Genomic DNA, 14,695 nt, shown 5'->3' with positions numbered 1-14,695 from the left:
GTATCAGGGATGCGGATTCTCAGCGCAGCGTTGGGGGTCGGGCTTGCAGCTTGCTGCATCGCCTCTTCGCGCGCGCAAGTGCCCTCGATCAACCCCGGCGTGATCCAGAACGACGTCGACCGGCAGCGCCGCCAGCTCGAACAGCAGAGCGCGCCGCCAAAGCTCAACGGTCCGGCGGTAATCGGAGGCGAGCGCGAGAAATCCCAGCTGCTCAAGCCGGGCGGACCGAAATTCCGCCTGCGCAAGATCGAGTTCGGCTCCTCCAAATTTATCACGCCGGCGGAGCTCGACGAGATCGCGAAGAAATATGTCGGCCAGAACGTCGACATCGCCGCGCTGTTGCAGCTCGTCGCCGACATCAACGCCGTCTACGCCGCGCGCGGCATCGTCACGGGCATCGCGACGCTGCCGGAACAGGATCCGAGGGACGGCGTGGTCAAGATCAAGCTGACCGAAGGCCGGCTCCAGAAAACGACCATCGAGGGTAACAAGCAGACGCGCACCGATTACATCTTGCAGCGCGTGAAGGAGCCCGAGGGCGAGGTCCTCGATGTTCCCAAGCTCAATCGCGACGTGATCTGGTTCAACCGCACCAACGACGTGCAGATCAAGGCGCTGCTCCAGCCCGGCACGAGTTTTGGCCTCACCGACCTCCAATTCGCGGTGATCGAGCCGCCGATCGACACCTTGCAGCTCTTCACCGACAACCAGGGTGCCGAGAACACCGGGCGCTGGGAAGGCGGGGCCTTCTACAAGCGCCACGGCCTGTTTGGCGTCGACGACCGCCTGACTTTCTACGGCGTTCGTTCCGACGGCAATCTCAACGGCAACGTCGCCTACAGCATTCCCGTTAATATCTGGGGCGGCCGCGCCGGCGTCAGCTACACCGAAGGCAAGATCAAGATCGTCCAGGGGCCATTCGTCGCGCTCGACGTCACCGGACGATCGAGCCAGGCCGCGGTGAATTTCAGCCAGCCGCTCTGGGTCACACAGGACTGGCTGGTGCTGTTCAACGCCGCCGAGACCGAGGGCAAGACGGTCAGCCGCTTCGCCACGGTCGACGTCACCAACGACCATTACGACAAGGCCACCGCGGGCGTTTCGGTGACGAGATCCGGCAACACCTATTCGATCACGGTCTCACCGGCGGTGAACTACGTCGCGTGGCAGGATCATGTGCTCGGCAACAACCGCGCGTTCAACACCTATACCGGCTCGCTGCTCGCGAGCAGCACCGCGGGGCCGGCGAATTTCAGCACCAATTTTCTGGCGAGCTGGCAGTACACGCAGGAGAAGCTGCTGCCGGGCGACCAGATCTTCTCGATCGGCGGCCCCACCACCGTGCGCGGCTATCCCTCCAACTCGGCGTCCGGCGACAGCGGTTATTATTTCAACGCCGAGCTGCACTACAACTGGTCGCAATGGCTGAGGGGATTTGACACCTACATCTTCACCGACTGGGGTGCGGTGTATTCAACATTCCCTGGGATCACTGAACTCGCCTCGGTCGGCGTCGGCTTCTCCTGGACCTACGCGTCGTTCATGACGTTCGAGGCGAATTACGCCACGCCGCTGAAGATGGCGGTGTCGACCCAGAACCATTACGAGGCCTATGGCCGCGTCATCTTCCGACCGCTGTTGATGTTCCAGAAGCCGGAAAGCCCCGCGCCGGTGGCGGCCGTTGCGGGCAAGAGCAAGTCGTAGCGGCAGGTTTCCGCTCTCTCCTCGTCATTGCGAGGAGCCCTTGCGACGAAGCAATCCAGACTATCTCTGCGGCAAGATTCTGGATTGCTTCGCCGCGCTCGCAATGACGAGGATGGCGCGATCAGCGCCGCAGCGTGAACTCGCTCGCTCCCCGCCGGTGTTCCCATTTCGCTTGCTCCAGCTCCGGCTGGTCGCACTCTGCTTCCGGATAGCCGATGCAGAGATAGGCGATGAACTTCCAGGTATCAGGCACGTCGAGAATGGCGTGCACGCGCGCCGGGGTCAGGATCGACACCCAGCCGAGCCCGATGCCTTCGGCACGCGCGGCGAGCCACATCGCGGTGATGGCGGCGACCACGGAGTATTCCGTCGTCTCCGGCATGGTGGCGCGGCCGAGGCCGTGACCGATATCGCTGGCCTTGTCGGCGAACACGGCGAGGTGGCCGGGCGCCCGTTCGAGGCCGGACAGTTTGAGCGCGGCATAGCGCGCTGCGCGTTCATCGGAGTAACGGGTCAGGGCATCGGCGTTGCACGCCCTGAAGTCATCGATCACGGCGCGGCGCCGCGCGGCATCATCGACGATGACAAAACGCCAGGGCTGGCTGAGGCCGACCGAGGGCGAGAGGCAGGCGGTCTCGATCAGGCGGTCGATGGCGCCATCCGGCAGCGGGTCGCTGCGAAAGCGGCGCACGTCGCGGCGCCAAACGAACAGCTCGCGCAATTGCTGGCGAAAGGCGTCGTCGAATTCGACCATGACGTCAGCGTCCCATCTGGAAGGCTGCGGCAACCAGCAGGATCAGGATCTCACCCGTCTGCTCGAGCGCGCCGAGGATATCCCCGGTCTGCCCGCCGATCTGGCGGATGGCGAGACGCGCGAGCAACAGGCCGGCGAGCGACAGCAGGATCAGGCCGACCAGCGCTTTGCCCGGTCCGAGCGCGAGGGCAAGCGCGAGCGTTCCAAGACCAAATGCGACGGCCACGCTGCGGCCCGGCGGCGCTCCGGCGCTTGCCGAAAGGCCGTCCGGCCGTGCCGGGGGGACCAGCGACATGAAGGCCGGCACACCCGCACGCGCCGCGGCATGCGCAGCGCATAGCGCAAGCGTAACGGCCCACGGATTCGCGATCGCCGCGAGTGCGCTCCAGCGCAGGCCGAACGACAAGATCAGCGCGCAGACACCGTAAGTGCCGATCCGGCTGTCGCGCATGATCTCGAGCTTGCGATCGCGCGTGCGGCCACCGCCGAGCCCGTCGGCCGTGTCGGCAAGCCCGTCCTCATGCAGCGCGCCGGTGATGAGGGCGGTCGTCGCCAGCGCGAGCAGGGCAGCAAGGTTCGGTGTCAGTCCGAACCGGATGGCGATCTTGTAGATCAACGCGCCGGCAAGACCGACCAGCAGTCCCGCGACGGGAAGGGCCCAGGTCGCGCGCGCGACGGCGCCGTCGCCCGCGGGCTTCGACGATGCGACGGGAAGGATCGTGACGAACGACGCCGCCATCCTGAGATCGGCGATGATGTCTTTGAGAAGCTCTATGCGCGGCATCATTTCAGTTTCATCGGCAAGCCGGCGACAACGAACTCGACCTCGTGCGCAACGGCCGCGATAGTCTGGTTCATGATCCCGGCGGCGTCGCGAAAGCTGCGCGCCAGCGCGTTGTCAGGCACGATGCCGAGGCCGACTTCGTTGGTGACGAGAATGACCGGGCTCTTGAGACGGGGCAGGGCGTTGGCCAACTCGCTCACCTCGCGTTCCCAGTCGTGCTCCGCGTGCATCAGGTTGGAGAGCCACAGCGTCAGGCAATCGACGAGCCTTGCGCCGCCGCCATCGGTTGCGACCAGCGCGGGCACGAGATCGAGCGGCACCTCGCGCTCGATCCAGTCGGTTCCGCGGCGAGCGCGGTGCTTCGCGATGCGCGTCTCCATTTCCGCATCGAGCGCCTCGGCCGTCGCGACATAGACGGGCTGTCCGGGAAAGGCGCGCACGCGCGTTTCCGCACGCTTGCTCTTGCCCGATCGCGCTCCGCCCGTGATCAAGATGACGGCCATAAACTCTCCTGTGGGCCTGACTAATCACCAAACGCGGCCAAAGACAAAGCCGAAATCGGGCGGCCGGGGGCTTGCGCTCACCCCTCGCTTTGCGCAACAGGGGCGGGACAGGAGACGAATGTGGGTTTTGCGGGCGCGATGGTGGTGGCGATGGCGGTGGATGCCCTGCTGGGCTGGCCGTCGTGGCTGTTCGCCTGGATCGGCCATCCCGTAACCTGGCTGGGTCGGCTGATCGGCGCCATCGATACCGCCTGGAATCGGTCGTCCGCACCGCCGACATTTCGCCGCGCTGCTGGCGTCGCCGGAGCGCTCCTCGTGATCGTGTTCGCTGTCGCGCTCGGCTGGGCGGTTCAGTCCTTGCTTCCTTCGGGTTGGATTCAAATCGTGCTGGTGGGGGTCCTCGCCTGGCCGCTGGTCGCGCTGCGCTCATTGCACGATCACGTCGCGGCCGTCGCCAATCCGCTGCGGGGCGACGACATCGCCGGTGCGCGCGAAGCGGTCTCGCGCATCGTCGGCCGCGATCCCGCGGCGCTCGATGAGGCCGGCATCGCGCGCGCAGCGATCGAGAGCCTCGCCGAAAACGCCTCCGACGGCATCGTCGCGCCGGTGTTTTGGGGCGCGCTGTTCGGCTTGCCGGGTATCCTCGGCTACAAGGCGATCAACACGCTGGACTCCATGATCGGCCATCGCAGCGAACGGTACGAAGCCTTCGGCTGGGCGGCGGCGCGCATCGACGACGTCGCCAACTTCATTCCGGCGCGCCTGACCGGATTCTTGTTCGTGCTGCTCGCATCGCGCCGATCGGAGGCCCTGTCGTGCATGACGCGGGATGCGCGCCGTCACCGTTCGCCCAACGCGGGCTGGCCGGAGGCGGCGATGGCCGGCGCGCTCGGCGTGCGGCTCAGCGGTCCCCGTATCTATCACGGCAGTGCCACCAACGAACCGTGGCTCAACGAAGGCGCGCGCGATCCGCTTGCCGCGGACATCGGGGAGGGACTGACGGTCTACCGCCGCGCCATGTTGCTGCTCGCAGGCCTCCTTGCGATCCTGGCTTTCGCGTGAAAGAACAGGGCATGCGCGAGCACGGTGGAAATCTCGATCTGGCCCAGCAGCGTTTTGGCGGGCGCGCGGAGGACTGGATCGATCTGTCGACCGGGATCAACCGGTTGCCTTACCCTGTAGGCGAGATCAGCGCGCGCGCGTGGAGCGCGCTGCCGTCGCACGCCGAGATCGATGCACTGCATCAGGCGGCGCGGCACGCCTACCGCACGAGCGCGGCGATCGTAGCCATGGGCGGCGCGCAGGCCGCGATTCAATTGTTGCCGCAACTAGCGGCGCCCGGCCGCGCGCGCATCTTCGCGCCGACCTATAATGAATATGCCGGGGTGCTGTCGGCGGCGCGCTGGGATGTGCAGGAGGTCGAGGAGCTTGACGCGCTGGCAGGCGCGGACCTTGCGGTTGTCGTCAGCCCTAACAATCCCGATGGCCGGCAATTTGCACCAAAGGAATTGCTGGCGCTGCTGCCGCGCGTCGGCCGTCTCGTCATCGACGAGAGTTTTACCGATGCCGTTCCGCAGCTGTCGCTGGCATCTGAGGCGGATCGGCCGGGACTGGTGATCCTGCGCTCGTTCGGCAAGTTTTATGGCCTTGCCGGTCTGCGGCTGGGCTTTGCGCTTGGCGATGCGGCCGACGTCGCAAAGCTCGCTGCGATGTCGGGGCCATGGCCGGTCTCGGGTGCGGCGATCACAGTCGGTTGCCGCGCGTTGCGCGATGATGCCTGGGCGGAGGCCACGTCAGCGCGGCTTGTGCGTGACTGTGCCCGCCTCGACGAGATGGCGCAAGCACAGGGCTGGCGGTTCGTCGGCGGAGCGCCGCTGTTTCGTCTCTATGAAATGCCTGACGCGCTTGTCGCGCAGGAGAAGCTGGCACGTGGCCAAATCTGGTCGCGTGTGTTCGCGCAAAGACCGGCATGGCTGCGGCTCGGGCTTCCGGGCAGTGAGTCCGAATGGACCCGCCTTGCCGAGGTTCTAACGCGCTAGCGCGAGGAGGCCGTCGACGTCGAGATACTTTTCGATGTGATCGGCGAGCGCATCGAGCGCGCTCTCGACCCTCGCATGATACGGCTCGTTACCCGCGGGAATGTCGAGCTTGGCCAGGAACGCCCTGCGAAAATCGTCCGACGTGAACAGGCCGTGCAGATAGCTGCCTTGCACGCGTCCATCCCTCGAGATCGCGCCCTCCGGCTCGCCGTTCAGCTTCGCGAACGGACGCACGCGATCCGGCCCATCGGTGCGCCCGATGTGGATTTCGTAAGCCTCGATCGGCTGCTCCGTGGCGGCATGTACGGCCGCAACACGCGTCAACGTTTTCTGCGGGCTCATTACCGTCTCAACATCCAGAAGTCCGAGACCCGGCGTATCGCCGGCCGGGCCTTCGATGCCATCGGGGTCGGCAACGCTGCGCCCCAGCATCTGATAGCCGCCGCAGAGACCGAGCACATGGCCGCCCCTGCGGTGATGCGCGAGCAGATCAATGTCCCAGCCCTGTGCGCGCAGGAAAGCGAGATCGCCTCGCGTCGATTTTGAGCCGGGAATGATCACGAGCCGGACATCGCCCGGAATCGCTTCGCCCGGACGTACCATGATGAGGTCGACACCAGGCTCGAGCTTGAGCGGATCGAGATCGTCGAAATTGGCGATCCGCGACAGCGCGAGGCAGGCGATCTTGCATTGGCCCGGCTTGCGCGCGTCGGTCAGGCCAAGCGCATCCTCAGCCGGCAGCTCGCCGGCGCGGGTGAACCAGGGCAGCACACCGAGGCCACGCCAGGCTGTCTTCTCTTCGATCAGTCTGTAGCCGTCGTCGAAAAGCGTGGGATCGCCACGAAACTTGTTGATGACAAAACCCTGGATCATCGCGGCATCGTCGGGGTCGATCACCGTCTTGATGCCGACGAGCTGGGCGATGACACCGCCACGGTCGATGTCGCCGACCAGCACCACCGGCACGTCGGCCTTGCGCGCAAAGCCCATATTGGCGATATCGGCCTTGCGCAGGTTCACCTCGGCGGGGCTGCCGGCGCCTTCGACCAGCACCAGATCAGAGCGCGCCTTCAGTCGCTCGAAACTCTCCAGCACCGCGCCCATCAGCGAAGGCTTCATGGCCGCATATTCGCGCGCGCGGGCGGTCGCGACGCGCTTTCCGTGCACGACGACCTGTGCGCCGACATCGGTCTCGGGCTTGAGCAGCACCGGGTTCATGTCAGTGTGTGGCTCGACGCCGGCGGCGAGGGCCTGCAACGCCTGGGCGCGGCCGATCTCGCCGCCATCGACGGTGACAGCCGCATTGTTCGACATGTTCTGCGGCTTGAAGGGGAGCACGCGCAGGCCGCGCCGCGTGAAGGCGCGCGCGAGGCCGGCGACGATGAGCGACTTGCCCACGTCCGAGCCGGCCCCCTGGATCATCAATGCGCGTGCCATAGCGAGTATCTTCAGAACTCGACACCGGCTTGCGCCTTGATGCCGGAGCGGAAGGGGTGCTTGACCAGCGTCATCTCGGTGACGAGATCGGCGATCTCGATCAGCTCGTCCTTGGCGTTGCGTCCGGTGAGCACGACATGCGTCATCGGCGGCTTGTGCGTTTTCAGGAAGTCGACGACCTCAGCGATGTCGAGATAGTCGTAGCGCAGCGCGATGTTGATCTCGTCCAGCACGACCATGCGGAGGTTCGAATCGAGGATCAGCTCCTTGGCCTTCGCCCAGCCGGCGCGCGCGGCGGCGATGTCACGGGCGCGGTCCTGCGTCTCCCAGGTAAAACCCTCGCCCATGGCGTGGAACTGGCAGAGCTCGCCGAAATGGCCGGTGAGCAGGCGCCGCTCGCCGGTATCCCAAGCGCCCTTGATGAACTGCACCACCGCGCAGGGCAAGCCATGGGCGACGCAGCGGACGATCATGCCGAAGGCGGAGGAGGACTTGCCCTTGCCGGCGCCGGTGTGGACAATGATGAGGCCCTTTTCGCCGCTCTTGGTCGCCATGATCTTGTCGCGGGCGACCTTGATTTTCGCCATTTTCTGGGCGTGACGGGCGTCGGTTTCCTGAGCTGTTTGGGTATCCGGTTCAGGCGTCATCGGTCCCGGTCCTTCGGCTTGACAAGAGGCGGCCGGGGGCAAATGGTGGCCCGGCGTTGGTTCCTGTCCTATGACAGGCGAAGAGGGAATGCGATAGGGTCCGAATCGGCAAGATTTGGGTTCAAACTGCAGCCGCCCCCGCGACCGTGACCGGAGAGATGCCCGAAGCCACTGGTTCCCTTGGGAATCGGGAAGGTGGGGATCGAAGGGTAAAACCCTGCTCCGCAAGCCGGGAGACCTGCCAGCGCGGACGAGTTTTGGACCGGCGGACGGGGTGTTCCGCGACGGGGAAGCGGACTCTCAAGCCAGGTCCGTGCGCCTCTTCGCCTCCCGCTGTTTTTTCTGGAAGAGGCGATGACCGTCACACTTCACGTCTGCATCACCTGCCGCGCCGGCGAGACGCCTGGCGAGGGCGAAGTCGCGCCGGGCAAGCGTCTGCATGGTGCCATCCTCGAGGCTGGGGTGCCCGACGGCGTCAATGTGGTTCCCGTCGAATGCCTGTCTGCATGCAGCCAGGGCTGCTCGGTCGCGCTCAGCGCGCCCGGCCGCTGGTCTTATGTCTATGGTCGTCTGTCGGATGCGAATGCGCAGGACGTCGTTGCCGGCGCTGCGGCGTATGCAGCCGCGCCCGACGGCCTCGTGCCCTGGCGCAGCCGTCCCGAGATTTTCCGCAAGCAGTCGCTTGCGCGTATTCCCCCCATGGCCGTCGTGCCGGAGGCCGCTGAATGAATTCGCTCGCAAAAGTCCCGGTCACGGTGGTCACGGGTTTTCTCGGCTCCGGCAAGACGACGCTGATCCAGCATCTGCTCGCCAACCCGAACGGCATGAAGCTCGCCGTGCTCGTCAACGAGTTCGGCAGCGAAGGCGTCGACGGCGAGATCCTGAAGTCCTGCGCCGATGCCAATTGCCCGGAAGAGAACATCATCGAGCTCGCCAATGGCTGCATCTGCTGCACGGTGGCCGACGATTTCATTCCGACTATGGAGAAGCTGCTCGCGCGCCCGGTACGGCCCGATCATATCCTGATCGAGACCTCGGGCCTGGCGCTACCCAAGCCGCTGCTGAAGGCATTCGACTGGCCGGAGATCCGCTCGCGCATCACGGTCGATGGCGTGATCGCGCTGGCCGACGCCGAGGCCGTGGCCGCCGGCCGCTTCGCGCCGAATCCGGCTGCGGTGGAAGCGCAGCGCGCGGCTGACGAGAGTTTGGATCACGAGACGCCGCTGTCGGAAGTGTTCGAGGACCAGATCGCCTGCGCGGACATCGTGCTGCTGACCAAGGCCGATCTCGCGGGCACCGCGGGCATCGAGGCCGCCAAGGCGGTGATCACCGCCGAGATGCCGCGCCGCGTGCCGATGCTCGCCGTCACTGACGGTGCGATCGACGCCCGCCTCATCCTCGGCCTCGGCGCTGCCGCCGAAAACGATCTCGCCGCGCGTCCCTCGCATCATGACGGCGAGGAGGAGCACGAGCATGATGATTTCGCGTCCGTCGTGATCGATCTTCCTGAGGTGGCCGATGTCGACGCGCTGGTTGCATCGGTCCAGAAGCTGGCGCGCGAGCAGAACGTTCTGCGCGCCAAGGGGTATATCGCTGTCGCGGGCAAGCCGATGCGCCTGTTGTTGCAGGCGGTCGGCGAACGCGTGCGCCACCAGTTCGATAAGCCCTGGGGCGCAGGTCACAGGCAATCGAAGCTCGTTGTGATCGGCGAGCACGGCGATATCGACGAGGCCGCCATCAAGGCAGGACTTGGTATTTAAAGACTTGGTATTTAAGGACCTGGGATCTGATGCACGTCGTCTTCCGCGAGAGCCGCGGTCTGGAGGAGACCGCGACGCCCAGAGACATCGGCCAAGACCCGGCCGATCTCGTGGTGCTCTCGTATTCGGATTCCGATCTTGCGGCGTTCGCAGCCGGATGGCGCAGAGGCCGTAACAGCCTGCCATCGCTGCGGCTCGCCAATCTCGCAGAGCTCCGTCATCCGCTGTCGATCGACACCTATATCGAGCGGACGCTGTCGCAGGCGCGGGGCATTCTGGTGCGCCTGATCGGCGGCGAGTCCTATTGGGCGTATGGCCTTGCGGCGTTGCAGCAGCTCGCGAAGGATCGCAATATCGTGCTGGCCGTGCTGCCGGCCGATGGCCGTGACGACACGCGGCTGGACGCATACTCGACCCTGCCGGTCTCGACGCTGCGGCGGCTAAAAGTGCTTTGCGACACCGGCGGCCCGGTCGCGGCACAGGCGGCGATTGCGCAGCTCGCGCTGGCTTCGGGTCTTTATGCCGGGCCCATCGTCGGCGAGACGACCGTGCCCGAGATGGGTCTTTACGATCCCGCGCGCGGCGTCATCGCTGCGCCGCTGGCGGATGACGGCAAACCGCGCGCGCTGGTGACCTTCTATCGCTCCTATCTCACCGCCGCGGATACCGGCCCGATCGACGCCTTGATCGCAGCGCTGCGCGAGAAAGGCTTTGAGGCATACGGCGTGTTCGTCACGTCACTAAAAGCTCCGGGCGTTGCCGATTGGCTGCGCGGGCATCTTGCGCGAAATCCTCCGGCCGCGATCGTCAATGCGACGGCGTTCTCGGCAATGGGCGAGGACGGCACGACACCGTTCGATGCTGCTTCATGTCCGGTCTTCCAGGTCGCGCTCTCGTCGGCACGTCGCGAGGACTGGGCCGAATCGCTGCGCGGCCTGTCGCCCGGCGATCTCGCGATGCATGTGGTGCTGCCCGAAGTCGATGGCCGCGTGTTCACCGGCGTTGTGAGTTTCAAGTCAGCGTCGGTGCGCGATCCCGATCTGCAATTTTCGCACCTGGCACACAGGCCCGATGAGGAGCGTGTGACGGCTGTTGCCGCGCGCGTCGCGGCCTGGCGCAGTCTCGCCGAGAAGCCCATCGCTGAGAAGCGGATTGCGGTCGTGCTCTCGAACTATCCGGGCCGACCGCACCAGATCGCGCACGCCGTTGGTCTCGATGCATTGGCGTCGGTCAAGGCCTTGGTGTCCGATCTCGCGGAAGCCGGCTTCGATGTCGCGACGGTCCATGCGCTCGGCGAGACACTGCTGAAGCAGCAACTGACCTGGAGCGTCGCCGACTACCGCGCGGCGCTCTCGCGCCTGCCGCAATCCTTGCAGGATGATCTCGCGCAAGCCTGGGGCGCGCCGGAGGCTGATTCGAGCTGCCGCGACGGCATGTTCCACTTCGCTGCGATCCAATGCGGCCAGTCGATCATCGCAGTTCAGCCGGAGCGCGGCGATGCGACCACGCGGGATTCCGACTATCACGATCTCGCCCGCACGCCACGCCATGCCTATGTCGCGTTCTATCTCTGGCTCCGCGAGCAGGACTGTGACGCCGTCGTGCACATGGGCGCGCATGGCACGCTCGAATGGCTGCCTGGAAAATCGGTGGCCCTGTCGTCGAGTTGCTGGCCGGAAGCGCTGATCGGCGATCTCCCCGTCATCTATCCCTTCATCGTCAACGATCCCGGCGAAGCCGCGCAGGCCAAGCGGCGTCTCGGTGCCGTCACCATCGGTCATCTGCCGCCGCCGCTGGAACCATCCGCGGTGCCGGAGGGGCTGCGCCGGCTTGAACGTCTCCTCGACGAATATTCGACCGCCGATGGTCTCGACCCGGCCCGGCGCCAGCGCTTGATCGCCGCGATCCGTGATGAGGCGCGCGTCGCGGGCCTTGAGGACGATCTCGGCCTCGATGCCTCGGCCGCTCCGGCCGAAGCGATCCCGCGGATCGATCGCTTTGTTTGCGACCTCAAGGAAAGCCAGTTCGGCGACGGCCTGCACGTGTTCGGCCGCGGCGCCTGCGGCGCCGCCGAGCGGGATGCCCTGCGTGCGGCGCTTGCGGGCGAGCGCGTCGCGCCGGGACCGTCGGGCTCGCCCTATCGCGGGCGGCAGGACGTTTTGCCCACGGGGCGCAACCTCTTCGCCGTCGATCCGCGCGCGGTGCCGACACCGTCGGCGCATGCGCAGGGGATAAAACTCGCAGAAGAGCTGCTGCGCCGTCACTTGCAGGATCACGGCGACTGGCCGAAGGGCCTCGTCGTCGATCTCTGGGGCTCGGCGACGATGCGTACCGCGGGTGAGGAATTTGCGATGGCGCTGCATCTGGCCGGGCTCGCGCCGCGCTGGGATCACGCCTCCAGCCGCGTCACCGGCTACGACATTATCGTCCCGGCCGAGCTCGGCCGCCCGCGCATCGACGTGACGCTGCGCGTGTCGGGCCTGTTCCGCGATGTCTTCTCGGGCCTCGCGCAATTGTTCGAAGCCGCCTCGGAGGCGCTCGCAGAGCGCGAGGAGGAGGGCGACGAAAATCCATATCTCCACCGTATCTCTCGGGTGTTCGCGCCGCGCCCCGGACAATATGGCGCCGGCCTCTCGGCGATTCCCGACACCTTCACGCCCGAGACGCGCGACGCCGCGGGCGAAGCCTGGCTGTCGGCATCGTCCTGGGCCTTCTCCGCCGACGGCGAGATCAAGGCGAATCGCGCAGGCATCGAGCAGCGGATTGCGTCTGCTGATGCCTTCGTCCATATCCAGGATCTGCCGGAAACCGATCTCCTGCTCGCCGCCGATTACGCCGGGCATGAAGCCGGCGTTGCGGCCGCCGCCGCACATCTCGGCGGGACCGGGCCATCGCTCTATCATCTCGATACGACGCGCCCGGAGCAGCCGCATGCACGTACGCTGACGGAAGAAATCTCGCGCGTCGTCCGCGCGCGCGCGGCCAATCCGGCCTGGATCGCCGGCATGATGCGCCACGGTTTTCGCGGAGCCGCCGAGATCACGGCGACACTCGAACACATGGCGGCTTTCGCGCATCTGGCGGGGGCCGTGCCGCCGCATCTGTTCGATCTCTACTACGATGCGACGCTCGGCAATGACGACGTCCGCGCCTTCATGGGCCGCGAAAATCCGGCGGCGCTGGCGGCGATGGAGACGTGCTTCACCCGCCTGCACGAGGCCTCACTCTGGCGAACGCGCCGCAATTCGATTGCAGCGGCGCTGCGGGAGGCCTCATGAGCGCTTCCATGGTCAAGGGCTGGTGCCCGGGCGCGCTGCGGCCGATGCAATCGGGCGACGGGCTCGTGGTTCGCGTGCGTCCGTTCGGCGGACGGCTTGATGCGGCGCAGATTTCCGGCCTTGCGCATCTGGCCGAGCGCCATGGCAATGGCCTGATCGACGTGACCAGTCGCGCCAATCTCCAGATCAGAGGCGTCAGCGAAACCAGCCACCGCTTGCTGCTCGACGGTCTTTCGCGGCTGGCGCTGCTTGATCCGGACGCCGAGATCGAATCCCGTCGCAACGTCCTTGTCACGCCGTTCTGGCGCGATGGCGACGAGACCCAGGCGCTGGCCGCCGAGCTCGAGGAGGCTCTCGAGGCGTGCGTGCTCGCGCTTCCGACGAAGTTCGGCTTTGCAATCGATGACGGCACCTCGCGCGTGCTGGCCGGCGATTCCGCTGACGTGCGGATCGAGCGCGATCGCACCGGAGGACTGCTGGTGCGGGCCAATGGCGCCAAGCTCGGCCGCTCCGTTACGCGCGGCGAGGCCGTGACGATCGCACTCGCACTTGTAAATTGGTTCGTCGCCTCCGGCGGTGCCAAGGACGGAAGAGGGCGCATGGCGGCGCATCTCGCTGCCGGTGCAATCTTGCCTGAGACTTTGCGCGGCGAGGCCGAGCCGGCGCCGATCATGGCAGCAGTGCGCCCCGGCCTTTATCCGCAGGGCGCGATGGTCGGCGTTGCCTTCGGGCAAATGCAGCACGCGACGCTTACCCAGTTTGCCGGCTGCGGGCATGCGCTGCGCATGACGCCATGGCGGATGGTGTTGAGCGAAGGCAAGCGGACGATGCCGTCCGCCGCCGGCCTCATCACCGAGGCCTACGATCCGGCGCTGCGCGTCATCGCCTGTAGCGGCGCGCCGCGTTGCCGCGAGGCCCATGCCGATACCCGCGCACTGGCCGCGGCGCTTGCTCCGAACATTGGCTCTGCCGCGCGGCTTCACGTCTCAGGCTGTGCCAAGGGGTGTGCGCATTCCGGAGCGGCTGCGATCACGCTGGTTGCGACCGGCGCCGGCTTCGATCTCGTGCGCGGCGGATCGACGCGCGATGAGCCCATTCTGCGCGGCCTGGATCGCGACGACATCATTGGCAATCCCTCTATCCTGATGGGAGGGCACTGATGCCGCACAGCTACGAAACCGACGGCGCGGCGATCTACCGGCAGTCCTTTGCCACCATCCGCGCCGAAGCCGATCTTGCGCGCTTCACGGCGGACGAGGAGCAGGTCGTGGTGCGGATGATTCATGCCGCCGGCATGGTGGGTCTGGAGGCGCATATCCGCTTCACGCCCGGCATGGCGACTGCTGCGCGCGCGGCCTTGCAGAAGGGTGCGCCGATCCTGTGCGATGCGCGCATGGTCTCGGAAGGAATTACGCGTGCGCGATTGCCCGCGGCCAACGCTGTCATCTGCACGCTCAGCGACGAGTCCGTCCCCGCGCTGGCGCAATCCATGCGCAACACGCGCTCAGCCGCAGCGCTGGAACTGTGGCGGCCGCATCTCGACGGTGCGATCGTTGCGATCGGTAACGCGCCGACCGCGCTGTTTCATCTGCTCAACATGCTGGACGATCGTGACTGCCCGCGGCCGGCGGCGATCATCGGCTGTCCCGTCGGCTTCGTCGGGGCGGCTGAATCCAAGGCCGCACTGATGGCCGAACCACCGGTGCCGGCGCTGACGGTCGAGGGCCGCCTCGGCGGCTCCGCGATCACGGTTGCCGCGGTGAATGCGCTGGCGAGCCGGAGCGAATAG

Annotated in this window: 13 protein-coding genes and 1 riboswitch; of the genes, 8 read left to right on the top strand and 5 right to left on the bottom strand. The window is 66.3% G+C overall.

The genetic code is table 11. The annotated features are described in order from the left end of the window. The first annotated feature begins 9 nt into the window (after positions 1 to 9). The gene (locus tag IVB29_RS01065; RefSeq protein ID WP_247501533.1) at positions 10 to 1,704 is read left to right on the top strand and encodes a ShlB/FhaC/HecB family hemolysin secretion/activation protein; all 1,695 of its coding nucleotides are present in this window, start codon (positions 10 to 12) and stop codon (positions 1,702 to 1,704) included. 121 nt (positions 1,705 to 1,825) lie between these two features. Here IVB29_RS01065 and bluB read toward each other — a convergent pair whose 3' ends face one another. From bluB to cobU, 3 genes are read right to left on the bottom strand one after another with little or no spacing between them, the layout of a single operon-like run. Beyond that, positions 1,826 to 2,458, bottom strand: coding sequence for a 5,6-dimethylbenzimidazole synthase (gene bluB / locus IVB29_RS01060; protein WP_247501532.1), 633 nt, complete (start codon positions 2,456 to 2,458; stop codon positions 1,826 to 1,828). A gap of 4 nt (positions 2,459 to 2,462) precedes the next feature. Next, on the bottom strand, positions 2,463 to 3,245 hold the full coding sequence (gene cobS, locus IVB29_RS01055) for an adenosylcobinamide-GDP ribazoletransferase (protein ID WP_247501531.1): 783 nt from the start codon (positions 3,243 to 3,245) through the stop codon (positions 2,463 to 2,465). Continuing rightward, positions 3,242 to 3,745, bottom strand: coding sequence for a bifunctional adenosylcobinamide kinase/adenosylcobinamide-phosphate guanylyltransferase (cobU, locus tag IVB29_RS01050; RefSeq protein WP_247501530.1), 504 nt, complete (start codon positions 3,743 to 3,745; stop codon positions 3,242 to 3,244). The genes cobS and cobU overlap by 4 nt, the downstream gene beginning before the upstream one ends. Before the next feature lie 120 nt (positions 3,746 to 3,865). On the opposite strand from cobU, the gene cbiB reads away from it, so the two are divergent. Next, on the top strand, positions 3,866 to 4,807 hold the full coding sequence (gene cbiB, locus IVB29_RS01045) for an adenosylcobinamide-phosphate synthase CbiB (protein ID WP_247501529.1): 942 nt from the start codon (positions 3,866 to 3,868) through the stop codon (positions 4,805 to 4,807). 11 nt (positions 4,808 to 4,818) lie between these two features. Continuing rightward, positions 4,819 to 5,784 carry a threonine-phosphate decarboxylase CobD gene (gene cobD / locus IVB29_RS01040; RefSeq protein ID WP_247501528.1) on the top strand — a complete coding sequence of 322 codons (966 nt, stop codon included), beginning with the start codon at positions 4,819 to 4,821 and terminating at the stop codon, positions 5,782 to 5,784. Here cobD and IVB29_RS01035 read toward each other — a convergent pair. Both IVB29_RS01035 and cobO read right to left on the bottom strand, forming a co-directional pair. Beyond that, positions 5,773 to 7,221 (bottom strand): cobyric acid synthase, encoded by a 1,449-nt coding sequence (locus IVB29_RS01035; RefSeq protein ID WP_247501527.1) that lies wholly within the window; start codon positions 7,219 to 7,221, stop codon positions 5,773 to 5,775. The two genes, cobD and IVB29_RS01035, sit on opposite strands and share 12 nt — an antisense overlap. 11 nt (positions 7,222 to 7,232) lie before the next feature. Then, a complete protein-coding gene (gene cobO, locus IVB29_RS01030; protein ID WP_247501526.1) occupies positions 7,233 to 7,868 on the bottom strand; it encodes a cob(I)yrinic acid a,c-diamide adenosyltransferase in 636 nt (211 codons plus the stop codon). A 40-nt stretch (positions 7,869 to 7,908) separates the two neighbouring features. Continuing rightward, a riboswitch (cobalamin riboswitch) is annotated at positions 7,909 to 8,129 on the top strand. Positions 8,130 to 8,222: 93 nt separating this feature from the next. Here cobO and IVB29_RS01025 point away from each other — a divergent pair. Genes IVB29_RS01025 through IVB29_RS01005 form a run of 5 tightly spaced genes read left to right on the top strand, consistent with a single transcriptional unit; the run spans position 8,223 to position 14,695 of the window. After that, a complete protein-coding gene (locus IVB29_RS01025; RefSeq protein WP_247501525.1) occupies positions 8,223 to 8,597 on the top strand; it encodes a DUF1636 domain-containing protein in 375 nt (124 codons plus the stop codon). Continuing rightward, positions 8,594 to 9,628 (top strand): cobalamin biosynthesis protein CobW, encoded by a 1,035-nt coding sequence (gene cobW, locus IVB29_RS01020; protein ID WP_247501524.1) that lies wholly within the window; start codon positions 8,594 to 8,596, stop codon positions 9,626 to 9,628. Before IVB29_RS01025 ends, cobW begins: the two co-directional genes overlap by 4 nt. A gap of 29 nt (positions 9,629 to 9,657) precedes the next feature. Further along, positions 9,658 to 12,906 carry a cobaltochelatase subunit CobN gene (gene cobN, locus IVB29_RS01015; protein WP_247501523.1) on the top strand — a complete coding sequence of 1,083 codons (3,249 nt, stop codon included), beginning with the start codon at positions 9,658 to 9,660 and terminating at the stop codon, positions 12,904 to 12,906. Then, entirely contained in the window at positions 12,903 to 14,066 is a 1,164-nt protein-coding gene (gene cobG / locus IVB29_RS01010) for a precorrin-3B synthase (RefSeq protein WP_247501522.1), read from the top strand. The genes cobN and cobG overlap by 4 nt, the downstream gene beginning before the upstream one ends. After that, on the top strand, positions 14,066 to 14,695 hold the full coding sequence (locus IVB29_RS01005) for a precorrin-8X methylmutase (RefSeq protein WP_247501521.1): 630 nt from the start codon (positions 14,066 to 14,068) through the stop codon (positions 14,693 to 14,695). Before cobG ends, IVB29_RS01005 begins: the two co-directional genes overlap by 1 nt.

The organism is Bradyrhizobium sp. 1, from assembly GCF_023073315.1.
Taxonomy (GTDB): domain Bacteria; phylum Pseudomonadota; class Alphaproteobacteria; order Rhizobiales; family Xanthobacteraceae; genus Bradyrhizobium.
The sequence above is the reverse complement of the archived record's forward strand: the minus strand, read 5'-3'. Positions and strand labels throughout refer to the sequence as shown.

Bases quoted from the DNA above. Each gene is read 5' to 3' on its own strand.
- cobW (WP_247501524.1), top strand. From the start codon at position 8,594: ATGAATTCGCTCGCAAAAGTCCCGGTCACGGTGGTCACGGGTTTTCTC.
- cobN (WP_247501523.1), top strand. From the start codon at position 9,658: ATGCACGTCGTCTTCCGCGAGAGCCGCGGTCTGGAGGAGACCGCGACG.
- bluB (WP_247501532.1), bottom strand. From the start codon at position 2,458: ATGGTCGAATTCGACGACGCCTTTCGCCAGCAATTGCGCGAGCTGTTC.
- IVB29_RS01025 (WP_247501525.1), top strand. From the start codon at position 8,223: ATGACCGTCACACTTCACGTCTGCATCACCTGCCGCGCCGGCGAGACG.
- cobG (WP_247501522.1), top strand. From the start codon at position 12,903: ATGAGCGCTTCCATGGTCAAGGGCTGGTGCCCGGGCGCGCTGCGGCCG.
- cobS (WP_247501531.1), bottom strand. From the start codon at position 3,245: ATGATGCCGCGCATAGAGCTTCTCAAAGACATCATCGCCGATCTCAGG.
- IVB29_RS01035 (WP_247501527.1), bottom strand. From the start codon at position 7,221: ATGGCACGCGCATTGATGATCCAGGGGGCCGGCTCGGACGTGGGCAAG.
- IVB29_RS01065 (WP_247501533.1), top strand. From the start codon at position 10: ATGCGGATTCTCAGCGCAGCGTTGGGGGTCGGGCTTGCAGCTTGCTGC.
- cobU (WP_247501530.1), bottom strand. From the start codon at position 3,745: ATGGCCGTCATCTTGATCACGGGCGGAGCGCGATCGGGCAAGAGCAAG.
- cobO (WP_247501526.1), bottom strand. From the start codon at position 7,868: ATGACGCCTGAACCGGATACCCAAACAGCTCAGGAAACCGACGCCCGT.
- IVB29_RS01005 (WP_247501521.1), top strand. From the start codon at position 14,066: ATGCCGCACAGCTACGAAACCGACGGCGCGGCGATCTACCGGCAGTCC.
- cobD (WP_247501528.1), top strand. From the start codon at position 4,819: ATGCGCGAGCACGGTGGAAATCTCGATCTGGCCCAGCAGCGTTTTGGC.